The 16,304-nt window shown below is 31.1% G+C and carries 13 protein-coding genes; 10 read left to right on the top strand and 3 right to left on the bottom strand.

Features of this window, described 5'->3' with window-relative positions; genetic code table 11:
• Window positions 1-18: 18 nt before the first annotated feature.
• Window positions 19-1,182 (bottom strand): FprA family A-type flavoprotein, encoded by a 1,164-nt coding sequence (locus tag N5B56_RS00620; RefSeq protein ID WP_260978078.1) that lies wholly within the window; start codon window positions 1,180-1,182, stop codon window positions 19-21.
• Between the two features lie 153 nt (window positions 1,183-1,335).
• Window positions 1,336-1,554 carry a hypothetical protein gene (locus tag N5B56_RS13475; RefSeq protein ID WP_412385851.1) on the bottom strand — a complete coding sequence of 73 codons (219 nt, stop codon included), beginning with the start codon at window positions 1,552-1,554 and terminating at the stop codon, window positions 1,336-1,338.
• A 236-nt stretch (window positions 1,555-1,790) separates the two neighbouring features.
• On the opposite strand from N5B56_RS13475, the gene N5B56_RS00615 reads away from it, so the two are divergent.
• The 10 genes from N5B56_RS00615 (at window position 1,791) to N5B56_RS00570 (ending at window position 14,684) form a co-directional block, all read left to right on the top strand.
• Window positions 1,791-3,275 (top strand): AAA family ATPase, encoded by a 1,485-nt coding sequence (locus N5B56_RS00615; protein WP_260978077.1) that lies wholly within the window; start codon window positions 1,791-1,793, stop codon window positions 3,273-3,275.
• 239 nt (window positions 3,276-3,514) lie between these two features.
• Window positions 3,515-4,057 (top strand): hypothetical protein, encoded by a 543-nt coding sequence (locus tag N5B56_RS00610; RefSeq protein WP_260978076.1) that lies wholly within the window; start codon window positions 3,515-3,517, stop codon window positions 4,055-4,057.
• A 116-nt stretch (window positions 4,058-4,173) separates the two neighbouring features.
• Window positions 4,174-4,383, top strand: a complete 210-nt coding sequence (locus N5B56_RS00605; RefSeq protein WP_260978075.1) for a helix-turn-helix domain-containing protein — start codon at window positions 4,174-4,176, stop codon at window positions 4,381-4,383.
• 13 nt (window positions 4,384-4,396) lie between these two features.
• Window positions 4,397-4,852, top strand: a complete 456-nt coding sequence (locus N5B56_RS00600) for a very short patch repair endonuclease (RefSeq protein ID WP_260978074.1) — start codon at window positions 4,397-4,399, stop codon at window positions 4,850-4,852.
• Between the two features lie 4 nt (window positions 4,853-4,856).
• On the top strand, window positions 4,857-5,924 hold the full coding sequence (locus N5B56_RS00595; protein ID WP_260978073.1) for a DNA cytosine methyltransferase: 1,068 nt from the start codon (window positions 4,857-4,859) through the stop codon (window positions 5,922-5,924).
• Between the two features lie 18 nt (window positions 5,925-5,942).
• Window positions 5,943-7,013, top strand: coding sequence for an HpaII family restriction endonuclease (locus N5B56_RS00590; protein ID WP_260978072.1), 1,071 nt, complete (start codon window positions 5,943-5,945; stop codon window positions 7,011-7,013).
• Between the two features lie 145 nt (window positions 7,014-7,158).
• A complete protein-coding gene (locus N5B56_RS00585) occupies window positions 7,159-8,583 on the top strand; it encodes a M48 family metalloprotease (protein WP_260978071.1) in 1,425 nt (474 codons plus the stop codon).
• Between the two features lie 153 nt (window positions 8,584-8,736).
• Entirely contained in the window at window positions 8,737-9,219 is a 483-nt protein-coding gene (locus N5B56_RS00580) for a DUF7309 domain-containing protein (protein WP_260978070.1), read from the top strand.
• Window positions 9,220-9,427: 208 nt separating this feature from the next.
• Window positions 9,428-12,040, top strand: a complete 2,613-nt coding sequence (locus N5B56_RS00575) for a cation-translocating P-type ATPase (RefSeq protein WP_260978069.1) — start codon at window positions 9,428-9,430, stop codon at window positions 12,038-12,040.
• A 319-nt stretch (window positions 12,041-12,359) separates the two neighbouring features.
• Window positions 12,360-14,684, top strand: coding sequence for an amidase (locus tag N5B56_RS00570; RefSeq protein ID WP_260978068.1), 2,325 nt, complete (start codon window positions 12,360-12,362; stop codon window positions 14,682-14,684).
• A gap of 288 nt (window positions 14,685-14,972) precedes the next feature.
• Here the strand turns inward: N5B56_RS00570 and N5B56_RS00565 are convergent, their stop codons facing one another.
• Window positions 14,973-16,304 carry an MATE family efflux transporter gene (locus tag N5B56_RS00565; RefSeq protein ID WP_118565814.1) on the bottom strand — a complete coding sequence of 444 codons (1,332 nt, stop codon included), beginning with the start codon at window positions 16,302-16,304 and terminating at the stop codon, window positions 14,973-14,975.

Here is a 16,304-nt window from a genome sequence, read left to right as displayed (position 1 = left end):
ACACGACCATATAAATTTTTATATGAGTTCGTTAGCCAAAGCTTCGAGAGAAACGATGTCTGTATCTTTTAAAGTTGATTTGATTGTTACCATATTTTCACAATAGGTTAAATCTTTCATTCCGTCTAGAATAGATTTCATAGACTTTCCAGCCATTGGAGCCCATGAACCGTTTTCAATGATTCCAATTTTACGCTTTTGATAATTCTTGTGAGCAAGTCTGTTAAGAAAATCTTCCATAGGTGGAAATACACCACCATCATATGTAGCAGCAGCTAAAACTAACTTATCATATCTAAAAGCATCTTCAATTGCTTCAGCCATATCATCTCTTGCTAAGTCAGTAAATGCAACTTTTTTGCACCCCTTTTCTTTTAAAATATCTGCGAGTTTTTCAGCAACCATTTTTGTGTTACCATGAATTGATGCACAGGCGATAAGAACACCTTCATCTTCAGGTTCATAACTGCTCCATGTAAGATATTTTCCAATATAATAATCTAAATTTTCATTAAGTATTGGACCGTGTAAAGGACAAATGGTTTTAATGTCAAGAGTAGAAGCTTTTTTTAGTAATGTCTGAACGGGTGCACCGTATTTGCCGACAATATTAAAATAGTATCTTCTTGCTTCACAGGCCCAGTCTTCATCAGCAGATAAAGCACCAAATTTGCCGAATCCATCAGCAGAGAAAAGAATCTTCTCGCTTACTTCGTATTCAACCATAACTTCAGGCCAGTGAACCATTGGAGCCATAATAAATTTTAATTTATGAGAACCTAAATCAAGTTCATCTCCGTCTTTAACAACTAAACAACGGTCAGAGAGATTTTCAATGTCAAAAAACTGAGGCAACATAGCAAAAGCTTTAGCACTAAGAACTAATTTGACATTAGGATATTTGTCTATAAGATTTTTTATATTAGAAGAATGGTCGGGTTCTAAATGTGAAATAATAAGATAATCGACGTTTCTTCCAGCTAATTGAGAGTTAAGATTAGAAAACCATTCATCAGTTTTTCTCGCATCGACAGTGTCCATAACAGCAGTTTTTTCATCAAGAATTAAATAAGAATTGTAAGAAACACCGTTAGGTACAATGTATTGACTTTCAAATAAATCAATATCAATATCATCAACTCCGATATATTTTATTGAATCTGAAATATAAGTGTTGTTCATTATAAATTCCTCCTGTATTGTATTGCTCCGTTTTTTTACGGTGGCTGTTAGTAGGAAACATTGGTAAAATATGAATTTTATAAATATTGTTTCCAAATATAAATATAGACATATTATAACACTTATAATATAGAATGAGAATACAAACACGCATCAAAAAAACGTCGTGTTTGTAATGGAATTATAACTTGTGTAATCAGTAATGCCGTGACCAATATTTGGATGAAAATTTGAATAAATGACATCACTTAAACAAATGACAAATAAAATTCCAAATATGATAGAAATATAACGTAGTCGTATTTTGGCAAGCATGTTGTCTAAAATAGGGGCAATAAAATATACGATTGCAAGCCCACCAATTCCAAACATAAGTAATCCTTCTGCACTAATTCTGCCTTGTAAATTTAAAAAGTAGCAGTGTTGTGTAAAATTAGAATTAAGTAAAAAAAATAAAATGTTTAGAAATTAGCACAAAAAATAATATCAATGGTTGTTCATTTGCAAAATAAATAGTAAAATACGTGGTGGAATAATGAAAAAGTGACAGATTTTTACAATTAAGTTACTTTATTTTACATAATAAATTAAGTTAGAGGAGATAACAAATGCCGGTATTTGATTTTAGCAGCGCACCTGTAGATAAGAAAGAAGCAATATGTACATACACAACATTTCAATCGAACAATTCAGTTCCAACAGGTGATAAACCTATAATGGTGCTTGATAATAGTAAGAAGAAATGGAACCATCATTCAAGTGGAATTTTTACAAATCCATGTAAAAGAACTTCATTTGAATTTAACGAAGATGATGGTATTGTAAGTGCTGATATTCTAAAGATAGATTCAAGATTTGTAAGCTTGCTTAAATGGTTAGGAGAAAATCATATTAATGTTCGTCTTTCAGGAGAAAATAATGAAGAAGGATATGCAGTATATAAGATTAGAGAAACTTTATCAGGCAGCGGAACGAAACTTTCAGCAGAAGATGGATTCCTTCAGTTTATGATTGAGAGATTATTAGCTAGTAATGCACCTTCAGAAGAAGTCATTGATGACGATAGAGAGGAAGAAGGAGACAGCATGAAGCTTACAAGCATTCAGAGCATCACTGATTTTATGAATTGCGCCGGAAGAACATTACCTGATAATATCAGATTATGGGCAAGAAGAAATCTTGCAGTTGCACGCTCAAGCGAGGTATCTCAGGAAGAAAGACATCATGCACAAAGAGCACTTTCAATAATGATGAATATTCAATGGAAGAATAATTATTTTGAAGCAATTGATCCTGATGAAGCACGTAGAATATTAGATGAAGAGTTATATGGTATGGAACGTGTAAAACAGAGAATTATGGAAACAATAATTCAGATTAATCGTACACATACGCTTCCTGCATATGGACTTTTATTAGTAGGACCTGCCGGAACAGGAAAATCACAGATTGCATATGCAGTTGCAAGAATATTAAGACTTCCATGGACAACACTTGATATGAGCTCAATTAATGATCCGGAACAGTTAACAGGAAGTTCACGTATATATTCAAATGCGAAACCGGGAATTATTATGGATGCATTTTCAATGGCAGGTGAGTCAAATCTTGTATTTATTATTAATGAGTTAGATAAGGCATCATCAGGAAAAGGAAATGGAAATCCGGCAGATGTATTGCTTACGCTTCTTGACAATTTAGGCTTCACAGACAATTACATGGAATGCATGATTCCTACAGTAGGTGTTTATCCTATTGCTACAGCAAATGAAAAGGATCAGATTAGCGCACCATTAATGTCAAGATTTGCAGTTATAGATATTCCTGACTATACATCAGAAGAAAAGAAGATTATTTTTTCTAAATTTGCACTTCCAAAAGTATTGAAACGTATGAGTCTTAAGGAAAATGAATGCATTATGACGGATGAAGCATTAGACGAAGTTATTGAAATTTATAAGAATACAAGTGGTATAAGAGATTTAGAGCAGGCAGCAGAACATATAGCTGCAAACGCTTTATATCAGATAGAAGTAAATGACGTGGATTCAGTTGAATTTAACGCAAAGATGATAAGAGAATTGCTTGTATAAATTTAAGTGGGCATTCTATGAATGCCGCGAGCTTAAAGATTGCAGAGCAATCATTAAGAAATGTATGCATGAATGAATGGCATTCCCGGAGTTGTTTGGGGATGCCTTTTTTCTGACAATTAGGAAGAAGGTCTATGAAGAGGCAAGGAAAAGTCATTCGAAGCGATGGCAAAAAAAAGAGAATGAATTACAGTGGTAGATAAATGCAAAAAGATGATAGAAGAAGGAGAAAGATAAAAATGAATGACAAAAAAATATTTGATTTAGCTAATAGTAAATTCTTATCAAAAGAATTGTCGTTAATAGAATCAGATGTGTCGGAAAGGTGTATTTGTGCAAGCTTAAAAGGATATTTGGAAAAAGAAATTGAAAAGTATTCAAAGTATAAGAAGTATCATGTTGATGTTGAATATAATAGAAATGCAGGACATGTTAAGACTATTATAAATAGTGATTTTAAAGTAATACAAGTCACGTGTGATTTGATAATACATAGCAGAGGCGAAGATGAAAAAAATGATAATTTGATTGCATTAGAAATGAAAAAATCATATCAGTCAGAAGAAAAAAAGAATGCTGATAGAGAAAGATTGATAGCCCTGACTAGATCAGAAAAAAACAATGATGTTTGGTCTTTTGACGGAAAAACATTTCCAAGATATGTTTGTGGTTATAAACTAGGTATATATTATGAAATAGATTTACCCAATAGGATTATTTTAATTGAATATTATAGAGGTGGAAATCTGGTAGGAAAAGATATAAAAAGATTGAAAAATTAATTCTGTACAGCAAAAAGACAATAATTTATGAGTTCTCATAATTTATTGCCTTTTTTATTGCTATTACAATATCTTTATGTTACTATAATAGAAAGTATGTTCGAATGGAGAAAGACATGAGTATAAGTTACAAAAAACTTTGGAAATTATTAATTGACAGAGATATGATGAAAAAAGATTTAGCTCAAAAGGCAAATATAAGTTCAGCTTCAATTGCAAAACTTGGAAGAAATGAAAATGTAAATACAGATATAATATTGAAAATATGTACAGCACTTGAATGTGATTTTTCTGACATAATGGAAATTGTTGATGAAGATAAATAAAAGAGGTTAGACAATGGATCGTTTAACAAAAGAACAACGTCATAGGAATATGAGCAATATCAAGAATAAAGATACAAGTATTGAGCTTAAATTAAGAAAAGCTTTATGGAAAAAAGGATATCGATACAGGAAGAATTATAATAAACTTCCGGGAAAACCAGACATTGTTCTTACTAAATATAGAATTGCAATATTTTGCGATAGTGAATTTTTTCATGGAAAGGATTGGGAGAAATTAAAGTTACAATTAGAAAAAGGAAAAAATTCTGAATTTTGGATTAATAAGATATCTAAAAACATAGAACGGGATGAAAAGATTGAAAAAGAACTGAACTTTATGGGATGGACAGTTCTGAGATTTTGGGGAAAAGATATAAATAAAAATGTAGACGAATGTGTTAAAGCTGTCGAGGAAAAAATATTTGATAATATGACGGCTGATGAATCGTTATATGACAGAGAGGAATAATAAAATGAAATATAAAGCAATTGACTTGTTTGCAGGAATAGGTGGAATAAGAAAAGGATTTGACAATGCTTTCGGAAAAAATATAGAAACAGTATTCGTAAGTGAATGGGATGAATATGCTCAAAAAACATATAGAGCAAATTACAAAGATAACTTTCAGATTGCCGGAGACATAACGAAAATTGATGAGAAAGATATACCTGAATTTGATATATGTTTAGCAGGTTTCCCATGTCAGGCATTTTCACTAGCAGGAAAAAGAATGGGCTTTGATGATGATTATAAGGGAATGTGCAGAGGCACATTGTTTCAGGATGTTGTGAGAATATGCGAGTATCATAAACCAAAAGTTATTTTTTGTGAAAATGTGAAAGGACTTACCATACATGACAGAGGAAGGACTTTTAAAGTTATAAAAAATGCCTTTGAACAGATAGGATATGCTGTATATGATAAGGTTTTGAACAGTAAGGATTTTGGTGTTCCACAGAATAGAGAGAGAATTTATATAGTTGCATTCAGAAAAGATATCAACTCGGAAAATTTTGAATTCCCAATAGGAAATAAGCCGGATACCTGTATACGTGACATTATGGAAGAACAGGAAGTAAGTGTTAAATATTATCTTTCTACAACATACATAGAAACATTAAAGAGACACAAAGCAAGACATGCAGCCAAAGGAAACGGATTCGGCTACGAAATCAGAGACTTGGACGGAAAAGCAGGAGCTATTGTCTGCGGTGGTATGGGTAGAGAAAGAAATCTTATTATTGATAAGAGACTTACAAACTTTATACCTGTTACACACATTAAAGGTGAGGTTAACAGAGAAGGAATTCGTAAAATGACACCTAGGGAATGGGCAAGACTGCAGGGATTCCCTGATGATTTTAAACTAGAACTGGCAGACACACATTTGTACAAACAGTTTGGTAACAGTGTAACTGTTAATGTTATTGAAGCAATAGCGGATAAAATAGAAGAAATTCTTAGTGCAGATGAAAAAGCAAAGGCAGTTATTAAGGCAGAAAATATTAAAAAGATAAACAAAGAACGTGCTGTAGGATAAAAGGGGAGGTATATTAATATGATAAAGGGAAATAAAGGCGAATGGAGTGAATTATATGTTTTGTTAAGACTTTTGGCATATGGAAAGATTTATGCGGCAGACGATCAGGTCAAAAAGATTGAAAATGTATACTTTCCGATTCTTAAAATAATTCGAGAAGAGGTAAAAGGAAAAAGACTTGAATACAAGATAGGTGAAAACGAGGATGTGGACATTTATAGCAATGATGTTAAGATTAAAAGTATAAGTAAGGAACGTCTCAAGAAGGAAGCAGATTATTTATATAATGAAATAGTTAATATGAAGAGCAGATCATTTGAAATTGAGCAAACAGAAAAGTTTGCTAATGAAATTGAGTGCTATCGTTTGTCTGCACCTTCTACTGATAAAACAGATATTAAAATTCAAATTCATGATATACATACAGGATTTGAACCTGTATGTGGTTTTAGTATCAAATCAGAATTGGGAAGCGCTCCAACACTTTTGAACGCATCAGGTGCAACTAATTTTGTATTTGAGGTTGACGGAATCAGCGATGAACAGATGGAAAATATAAATGCGCTTAGTAATCCTAAAAGTAAAATAATGGATAGAATGGAGCAGATTTTTTCAAATGGAAAGGTTACATATTCAAAAGCAGCTAATGAGAAATTTGCTAATAATTTAATGTTGATAGATAGTCGTATGGAAGAAATAATAGCACAGGTGTTATTATGTTATTATCGGGATAACATAAGCGACTGTAGAGAAATAATAAATAAATTGGAGGAAGAAAATCCATTGGGATTCCCAAAGAAAGGGTTTTACGAGTTTAAATTTAAAAAATTTCTGTGTTCAGTAGCATTAGGTATGATGCCTTCAAAAGAATGGGATGGATACGATGAAGCAAATGGTGGATATATAATTGTGTCTGCAGATGGAGAAGTATTGGTATATCACATTTATAATAGAGATTATTTTGAAAAATATTTATTGGATAATACTAAATTGGAAAGAGGTTCAACAAGTAGACATGGATTTGCATCTTTGTATAAGGAAGATGAAAAGATGTATATGAATTTAAATTTGCAGGTTAGGTTTAAGTAGAAGTGATTTGTGTAATGATAAAATGCTATTGTAAGCGTATTTGATATGTTTATATTTGAAGTGATTATAGTAAAAAGAAAAAAATGATTATAAAAGTATATGATAAATTTTGAGAGTATATATCATTAAGGATAAGAGAAAATTTATGTTATTAATAGGATATATAATAGTTGGGGGTATATTGCTTGCGTGGTATAAAATGATATTTTATAGAGAACTATATCAGAAAAATATTTTGAGAAGAAGCTTAAAAGTTTTAGTGAATAATATAAAAATTATAATTAAGAATATATTTCTTTTTTATGAAGTAGATGAAAAGCAACAGAAAGAATTAGACTATATAAAAAATAAATTGTTTGATGTATTTACAATGATAATTTATATTAGTGGTTGGTGTTTGATATCTCCAATTATTTTAGAAAACATAATGAAAATAATAGAAGTAATATCTATCAGATATGCACTGTTTGTAATTTTTACAGTCGAGATTATAGTGTCGAAATTGAAAGAAATAACCCAAGAGTGTGTCCAATTGGTTAATGAATATATAAAAGGTATTTTATTGCCAATAGAGCATAATCCAGAATTGATAAAAAAAGATGAGTCAAAAAGGATAAAAATAAAATGGACATTAAATAAGGTAGTTAAGTTTATAGTATATATATGCGCGTTGGGGGGATTTATTCTTGTGCAATATTTTATAGAATTAAATCATCAAATTGGAAGTATTGTATGTGGGACTGTAATAGTAATATTAGTATTAAGAACTTTATTTGAAAAAATAAAATCAAAGGCTGTTGTTGAGAAAAAAGAAGAAAGCATAGATATAGATCAGGTTACTTTAGGTGCAATTGAACCAGATGTGGTAAATATGTGTAAAAAATTGAAAGTTTCAAATGTAAAGATAGATATATTGAAAGATAGAAGTATTAAAATTGAAACGTACATGGATGAATGTGGAATACCACATATAGGAGTATCCTATCAATTTATTGAAATACTTAGGTCAGAAGATAATGCTAAAGATATTTTATTATATACAATTGGACATGAACTGGCCCACATTTATTATAAAGATTTTAATAATATTAAAAGAAGAAGAAAAATTTCGTGTTTTGTTCATTTGGTTAGTTATCTTTTTTGTATATTACTTTTTTTTGTTGTCATTAAATTTTCTGTAGGAATAGAAGTAATTTTATATTTGGTATTATGCCTTTTGATTTTTCAGAAGTTATTTTTTGAGGTTTTTTGTGATCAAAGATACTGGTATCAAATTGCAGAATTAAGGGCCGATAGATTGGCTACACAGATTTATACTGGAGAAAGAATGGCATTTATAAATTTTTGGAAGACATATGATGAAAAAATAAGAAGTGTAGAAAATAAAGAAAATTTAATTTACAGTTATTATAAAAAATATATAAAAGTTGAGGCACATCCTTCAATGATTGTAAGAATGAAATTGATTGAAAAAAGAAGTAAATGGTATAGATGGGAATATATTGAACATATACTACGTATATGGAAATGGAGAGTGACAAATAAGGGGTGGAATGGTTATGATAAATAATTTAGGAACACGAATTTTTTATATTTAAAAGGGTATAGGGAAGATGAAGATATTATGAAGGCTATTGAGAAAAGAAGAATTTGAGCACATGAAGAAATAATATGGATTTAGAGAAGAGAGGGCACATATGGAAAAAGAGGCATCTATAGAACAGTGAAAAAATTATATGAGGCAGCGTCATGCATTAAGGAATTGAAACCGTGGGAGAAGTTTTGGGATTTGGATTTGATTGGCATACGATATGGTGAAAAAGAAAAAACGGTTTTTTTTAGTATATTGGGAAGAGGCGGCAATTGTTATGGAATAGTTGTCTATGAAGGTTATGAGGGGGTAAATAGCTTTTTGATGCTTAACATGCAGGAGAGTCTGAATCTTTCGCCAGAATATGTTTTGATAGGTTTTATTTTTCGATTTGGAGCACCAAAAGAAATAAGGGTGTCAAATATAATTGTGGAAGCAGGAATTGAGCAGATATGCGATGTATGTGGAATTAAACTTCGCAGAATAAAAAGATTAAAAGGATTGGAAGAGTACAAAGATAGTTATACAATAGAAAAATATTATTTTGAAAACAGAGAGCAAAAATTAGGCGAAATATGGGGATATTTTCTGATTGACACATATACTAAATTATGATAAATTTTTTATAACAGAGAGGGAGTAGTTGCATGCAATGCATGTTCTGATTTTCGTCAGTACGTTCTATAAGAACCGGAGGTCAGAGAACTATTTTTGATTTATAAGATTATCATTTGATAATTAATTAAATTTAAGTAAGTTAAACGAGACTTTTTGTGCAATGTTTATGCACAAAAGGTCTCTTTTTTATTATCAGGAGGTTGCTATGAAAGAAGTGTATCAAAAAACAAAAGAAGAATTATTTAATGAGTATGGAAATTCGAAGGGACTAAATGATGAAAAAGCAAGTGAATATCTTGAAAAGTATGGTGAAAACATATTAATCTCAAAAAAGAAAAAAAGTGTTGCAAGAGTGTTTTTAGAACAATTTGCGGATTTGCTTGTAATTATTCTTATTATAGCCGCCGTAGTGTCTATGATGACAGGAAATTCAGAAAGTACAGTTGTAATAATAGTAGTTATAGTTATGAATGCAATATTAGGGACTGTTCAGTATGTAAAAGCTGAGAAATCATTAGATTCTTTGAAAGAATTATCAGCACCTAAAACAAAAGTCCTTAGAAATGGAATAAAACAGGAATTAGAATCTAAGTATGTTGTTCCCGGGGATATTTTAATTTTAGAAACTGGAGATATGATTGTAGCCGATGGAAGAATAATTGAAAATTATTCATTGCAGGTAAATGAAAGCTCGCTTACGGGAGAGTCAACGAATGTTGATAAATTTGATAAAAATATTCAAAGTGAAGTATCATTAGCTGACAGATGCAATATGGTTTATTCAGGAAGTCTTGTTACTTATGGAAGGGCAAATGTTTTAGTAACTGCTACAGGAATGAATACTGAAATGGGAAAAATCGCTGATTTAATGAATATGACTCAGGATAAAAAGACTCCTTTGCAGATAAGCCTTGATAATTTTAGTAAAAAACTTGCATTAATAATTATGGGAATAAGTGTTGTTGTGTTTGGCCTTTCATTGTGGCAGGGAAATAAAATACTCGATTCACTTATGTTTGCAGTTGCATTAGCTGTAGCAGCAATTCCTGAGGCGTTAAGTTCAATAGTAACAATTGTTCAGGCTATGGGAACGAGAAAAATGGCAAAGGATAATGCAATTATAAAGGAATTAAAGGCAGTGGAAAGTTTAGGTTGCGTTTCTGTAATATGCTCGGATAAAACAGGAACACTAACACAGAATAAAATGACTGTACAGCAGATTTATATAGATGGCCAATGCATTATTCCCGAAGAATTGGATGTTAATAATCAGTTACACAGGTATTTGCTATATGATGCAATTTTAAATAATGATTCATCAATCCAGGGCGGAAATAATATTGGAGATCCTACAGAGACTTGTTTGCTTGAAATGGTTAAGAAAACAGATTTGCATAAAATGGGAATTTCAGATGAAGATATACGAATTTTGATGCCAAGATTAGAAGAAATTCCATTTGACTCAGAAAGAAAACTTATGAGTAGCAAATATGAAATTCATAAGGTACCAACGATTCTTACAAAAGGGGCAGTAGATGTTTTAATTGATAGAATCGAAAATATTTCGACAAGCAATGGAGTCAGAAAAATAACAAAAGAAGACAAAGAAAAGATTATAAAACAAAATCAAATTTTTTCGGAGAATGGACTTAGGGTTCTTGCATTTGTATATAAGGAATGTGAAGAGTGCCATTGCTTATCAACAAAAAGCGAGCATGGTTATACTTTTATAGGTTTAGTTTCAATGATAGACCCGCCGAGAGAAGAATCAATGGAGGCAGTAAAGAAAGCAAAAGAAGCAGGAATTAAGCCTATAATGATTACAGGTGACCATAAAGTAACAGCCACTGCCATAGCAAAATCTATAGGAATATATAAAGAAGGAGATGTGGCACTTACAGGTAAAGAAGTTGATGAAATGACGGATGATGAGCTTGAAAATGTATTAGATAAGGTGTCTGTATATGCGAGAGTATCACCTGAAAACAAAATAAGAATAGTCGATGCATGGCAACACAAAGGAAATGTAGTTGCAATGACAGGAGATGGTGTAAATGATGCGCCGGCTTTAAAGAAAGCGGATATAGGAATAGCTATGGGAATAACAGGAACAGAGGTTTCAAAAGACGCTGCTGATATGATTTTAGCAGATGATAATTTTGCAACTATTATTAAAGCAGTTTTAAATGGAAGGAATGTATATAGAAATATTTTGAACGCAATATTGTTTTTATTATCCGGAAATTTGGCAGCTATTTTAGTAGTACTTTATTGTTCATTAATGGCATTAGACGTTCCATTTAAACCGGTTCATTTGCTATTTATTAATTTACTTACTGATTCTTTGCCGGCACTTGCAATTGGGATGGAGCCATCTGATAACTTATTATTAAAGAAGAAACCAAGAAATCCTAAGAAAGGCATTTTTACAAGAAATATATCTATAAAGTTAATAGTTTACGGTATATTAATAGGAACTGTAACATTAAGTGCTTTTTATATAGGGGATAAGATTAATCCGCTTACTGCAAGTACAATGGCATTTGCAACATTAACACTTGCCAGATTATTTCATGGATTTAATTGTAGAAGTGAAAGTTCTATTTTTAAAATTGGAATTAAAAGTAATTTATGGAGTGTAGCAGCATTTGTTATCGGAACTTTAATGCTTGGATTTGTAATTTTTGTAAAATTTATGCATTCAATGTTTATGATTGCTCCGTTAACGGGTATTCAGATTATTGAAATAATTGCATTAGCATTTGTGCCAACCGTTATAATTCAGGTAGTCAAAGTAGTAGTTGAAAAAATAAATTAAAACAGTTATTTAATTTTTTGATATTTTTAATTTTGAAAGGGGATAGTTTATTTAGTAATGTGATAAGTAAATTTAGTAAAAAAAGTATGAAAAATTAGTGACAATTAAAAAATATGATGTTATAGTACCGCCTAACGAAATAAATAACAAACAAGGACGTTTGGATTTGCACATTGTGTAATGAAAAACGTCTTATTTTTTTCGTTATTAAATCATGAAAGAAACAAATGTAAATGAAGTTTATTTTAAAATGTTTCCCATGATTAGCCGCTGACCAAAGTGATGCGACAATACATATTATACAAGGAGAAAAAAGCCTATGAGAAAAGAAATGTTAAAGAAAAGTATTGGAACAATTGTGATGACAATTGCTTTAGTAGGAACATCAATACCCGGCGTTATTGTTAGTCCTGTTAAAGTAAATGCAGATGTTGCAACTACAGTAAGTGTATCATCAAATGAAGTAGGAAAACTTGAAAGTATTTTCACTACAATTGATTTAATGGATGCTTCCATTAGTGAATTGGAAACGGCAATGGAAAAAGGAGAACTTACTGCAGAGCAGTTAGTACAGATGTATATAGACAGAATAAATGCATACGATAAATCGCTTAATTTAAATTCCATTATTACAATTAATTCAAAAGCTTTGGATGAGGCAAAAGAATTAGATAAGGAAAGAGCGGCAGGAAAAATAAAAGGAAAACTTTATGGTATCCCAATTATTGTAAAAGATAATTACGATGTTGAAGGTATGCCGACAAGTGCAGGATGTAAGGCATTGAAAGATTCAATTGCACCTGATGACTCTTATGCGGTTAAAAAATTAAAAGAAGAAGGCGCAATTATATTAGCAAAGGCAAATATGTCTGAGTTTGCATCAAGTGGTTCAAATTCCCGTTCAACATTAGGAGGAGCTGTTCATAATGCATACGATACAGAAAGAACAGCAGCAGGTTCTTCAGGAGGTACAGCAGTTGCCATAACATCAAATTTTGCAACAGCAGGTTTAGGAACAGATACAGGTTCATCAATTAGACGTCCGTCATCATTCTCTAATTTGTATGGCTTAAGACCTTCAAAAGGATTAACATCAATTGATGGCGTTGTTCCGCTTAATGGAGATAGAGATGTAACAGGACCTATTTGTAGAAGTGCAGAAGATTTGGCAACAATAATGACAGCAATTGCGGGAACAGATGCTAATGACAGTTATACAGTTGATGCAAATGCAGATTCATTAAAACCTGCAAACGGATATGAATCAGGACTTAAAGCAGATGGCTTAAAAGGAAAGAAAATAGGTTATTTGTCAAATTCATTTGGATATTATGTGGCAAATGATGATTCTGATGCGGGTGAAAGAACTACAGAATTAGACAGTAAAATTAGTGACATGGTTGAGAAAGCAAAGGAAAATTTGGAAGCAGGAGGCGCTGAATTAGTAGATATTTCACAGTATATTCCTGAATCACTTATTACTTCTCTTAGACAGGCAGCACCTTATGCAAATGTATTTGAATGGGATTTAGATACATACTTTGCATCGCTTGGACCTGTAGCACCTATTAAAACTGCATATGAATTAATCAATAATTATAAATATGGAGAAGATTATACTAATGTAAGTATTAGAAATCCAATTGAAGATTTTTCGACAATGACAAATCCAAGAACTACAGAAAACTGGCAGTCATGCTGGAATGGAATGGTTAATTTCAGAAAAACAATTTCTAACATTTTGAAAGAACAAGATATTGATGCAGTTGCATATGTATCACAGACAGATGTGGCAGATATTGAAACAACTTCTAACAACAAAAATAATGCAGCTTCATATATAAATTACTTTGGACCTGTAGCAGGATTACCTGATATGATGATTCCAATGGGATTTGCTAAAGCTGACCCGGATAATGGATATGAAACAGAAATGCCACTTGGTATGTCATTATTTACAAGTTATGGAAATGAAGAAAAGCTTATTGAAATTGCATATTCTTATGAACAGACAGCAGGAGAGAGCATAAGAAAACAGCCATCTACAGTTCCTGCATTAGAGGATAAGAACGTTGATAAATTCTTAGATGAATTAATTGATAAAACTGATAGCATTGATTTTAGCGAGTACACAGTTTATCCAAATGGTAAGGTAAATGTATTGTTAAATAAATATGCAGAGGCTACAGAAGTTGACAGAAGCGATGTATATGAAACATATGAAGCTACATATGATTTGGCAAAGGCTTACGATTCATTAATGAATAAATTACTTGCAAATAAAAAAGTAACAACACCTGTAACAGACAAAACACCTACAGCAAATACATCTACTGTAACAACACCTACAACAGAAACTGTAAGTGCACCGGCAAAAGCAAAGATTTCAAATATTAAAAAAGCAAAGAAGTCTATGAAGATTGCCATTAGAAAACAGTCCGGTGTCAAAGGATATCAGATTAAATATTCAACATCAAAGAAATTTGCAACTAAGAAAACAAAGACAATAACTACATCAAAAGCTACAGTGACAGTAAAAAAATTAAATGTTAAAAAGACATATTATGTTAAGGTAAGAGCTTATAAACTTATTGATGGTAAAGTGACATACGGTGCTTATTCAAAAGTAAAGAAAGTAAGTTAATAAATGATTACTAATAAATAGTTTTAATAAAATGTAATTAGTTATTAAAAATAAAATATTATGTAAAAGATATAATTACAAATTAATAAAAATACGGATATTCAGATTTCAACTGATATGTGCAAAAACTTAGAACACATATCATAAACTTAGAATATCCGTATTTTTTATATATGCGTATATTGGGAATACATAGGATTTACAATTACATATTTAGAATATTTTTTGCCATCATAGAACATTGTATAAGTGTTTTGCCAAAAGAAAACTTTGATGTGTAAAAAATATTTAAATATAATGGTAAACTTTTCTTTTTCTAATTAAACATGTAACAGTTACGCATAATGTTAATAATTCTGCAATTGCTACTGAAATCCATATACCATTTATTCCCAAAATCATAGGAAGAATAAGTACTACAGATAATTGGAATACAAGCGTTCTTAAAAACGAAATTGCAGCAGATATTAAACCGTTATTTAAAGCAGTAAAGAATGATGAACCAAATATATTAAAGCCATTAATTAAAAAAGCAAAGCAAAATATTTGGAAACCATGTTTAGTCATGAGAAATAGGTCAGCGTTATAACCGACAAACAATTTGGCAAGAGGTCCTGCAATTAATTGTGCGATTACAAATAACATAATACCCCATGAGCCAATAAGACTAATGCTTTTCTTAAATAAATTCTTTAGTTCATTATCATTTTTAGCTCCATAGTGAAAACTTATTATAGGAGCACTTCCAATAGAATAGCCTAGGAATATTGCAATAAATATAAAATTAACATACATAATGGTTCCATATGCTGCAACACCGTTTTCTCCGGCAAATTTCATCAACTGATAATTGTAGATAGAATTAACAATTGAGCTTGATAAATTTGTCATTAACTCAGAAGAACCATTTGTGCAGGTCTTAATCAATATTTTTAAATTAAAATGTGTTTTTCCTAATTTTAATTTACTGCTGTTGTTTCTTGAAAAATAAAAAATAGGGATAAGTCCACCGATGCATTCACCACAAACAGTAGCAAGAGCTGCACCTGCGAGACCAAAATTAAGAACAGCAATAAATAAAAAGTCAAGAATCATATTTGTTACACCCGCAGCTATAATAACAAATAAACCTAACTTTGGTTTCTCAGCAGTAACGAAAAAACTTTGAAAAACATTTTGCAACATAAAAAACGTTAATGATGCAAAACTGATTCTTGCATATAAAACACAATTATTAAGTAATTCACCTTCGGCACCAAGGGCGGTTACAAGAGGTTTAACGAAAAAGAAACCTGAAAGTGAGAATAGTAAACCACCAATTAATGTAGCGTAAACGAGAAATGAAAAGTATTCATTTGCCTTTTCGGGTTCATTTTCACCAAGAGTTTTTGCAACAATGGCGCTACCTCCGGTACCTATCATAAAACCAATGGCACTAAGTCCCATTAAAAGAGGCATAACAAGATTAATTGCTGCAAAAGCAGTTCGCCCAACAAAATTTGAAACAAATAAACCATCTACAACACCATAAATGGATGTAAAAATCATCATTATTATTGATGGTAGAACAAATTTTAATAATTTATTTAATGTAAAATGATCTGATAATTGTATTTGCAT

Origin of the sequence: Eubacterium album, from assembly GCF_025336545.1 — a bacterium.
Taxonomy (GTDB): domain Bacteria; phylum Bacillota; class Clostridia; order Lachnospirales; family Lachnospiraceae; genus Eubacterium_U; species Eubacterium_U album.
This window is presented reverse-complemented; position numbering and strand designations above follow the sequence as displayed.

Bases quoted from the DNA above. Each gene is read 5' to 3' on its own strand.
- N5B56_RS00620 (WP_260978078.1), bottom strand. From the start codon at position 1,182: ATGAACAACACTTATATTTCAGATTCAATAAAATATATCGGAGTTGAT.
- N5B56_RS13475 (WP_412385851.1), bottom strand. From the start codon at position 1,554: ATGTTTGGAATTGGTGGGCTTGCAATCGTATATTTTATTGCCCCTATT.
- N5B56_RS00615 (WP_260978077.1), top strand. From the start codon at position 1,791: ATGCCGGTATTTGATTTTAGCAGCGCACCTGTAGATAAGAAAGAAGCA.
- N5B56_RS00610 (WP_260978076.1), top strand. From the start codon at position 3,515: ATGAATGACAAAAAAATATTTGATTTAGCTAATAGTAAATTCTTATCA.
- N5B56_RS00605 (WP_260978075.1), top strand. From the start codon at position 4,174: ATGAGTATAAGTTACAAAAAACTTTGGAAATTATTAATTGACAGAGAT.
- N5B56_RS00600 (WP_260978074.1), top strand. From the start codon at position 4,397: ATGGATCGTTTAACAAAAGAACAACGTCATAGGAATATGAGCAATATC.
- N5B56_RS00595 (WP_260978073.1), top strand. From the start codon at position 4,857: ATGAAATATAAAGCAATTGACTTGTTTGCAGGAATAGGTGGAATAAGA.
- N5B56_RS00590 (WP_260978072.1), top strand. From the start codon at position 5,943: ATGATAAAGGGAAATAAAGGCGAATGGAGTGAATTATATGTTTTGTTA.
- N5B56_RS00585 (WP_260978071.1), top strand. From the start codon at position 7,159: ATGTTATTAATAGGATATATAATAGTTGGGGGTATATTGCTTGCGTGG.
- N5B56_RS00575 (WP_260978069.1), top strand. From the start codon at position 9,428: ATGAAAGAAGTGTATCAAAAAACAAAAGAAGAATTATTTAATGAGTAT.
- N5B56_RS00570 (WP_260978068.1), top strand. From the start codon at position 12,360: ATGAGAAAAGAAATGTTAAAGAAAAGTATTGGAACAATTGTGATGACA.
- N5B56_RS00565 (WP_118565814.1), bottom strand. From the start codon at position 16,304: ATGCAAATACAATTATCAGATCATTTTACATTAAATAAATTATTAAAA.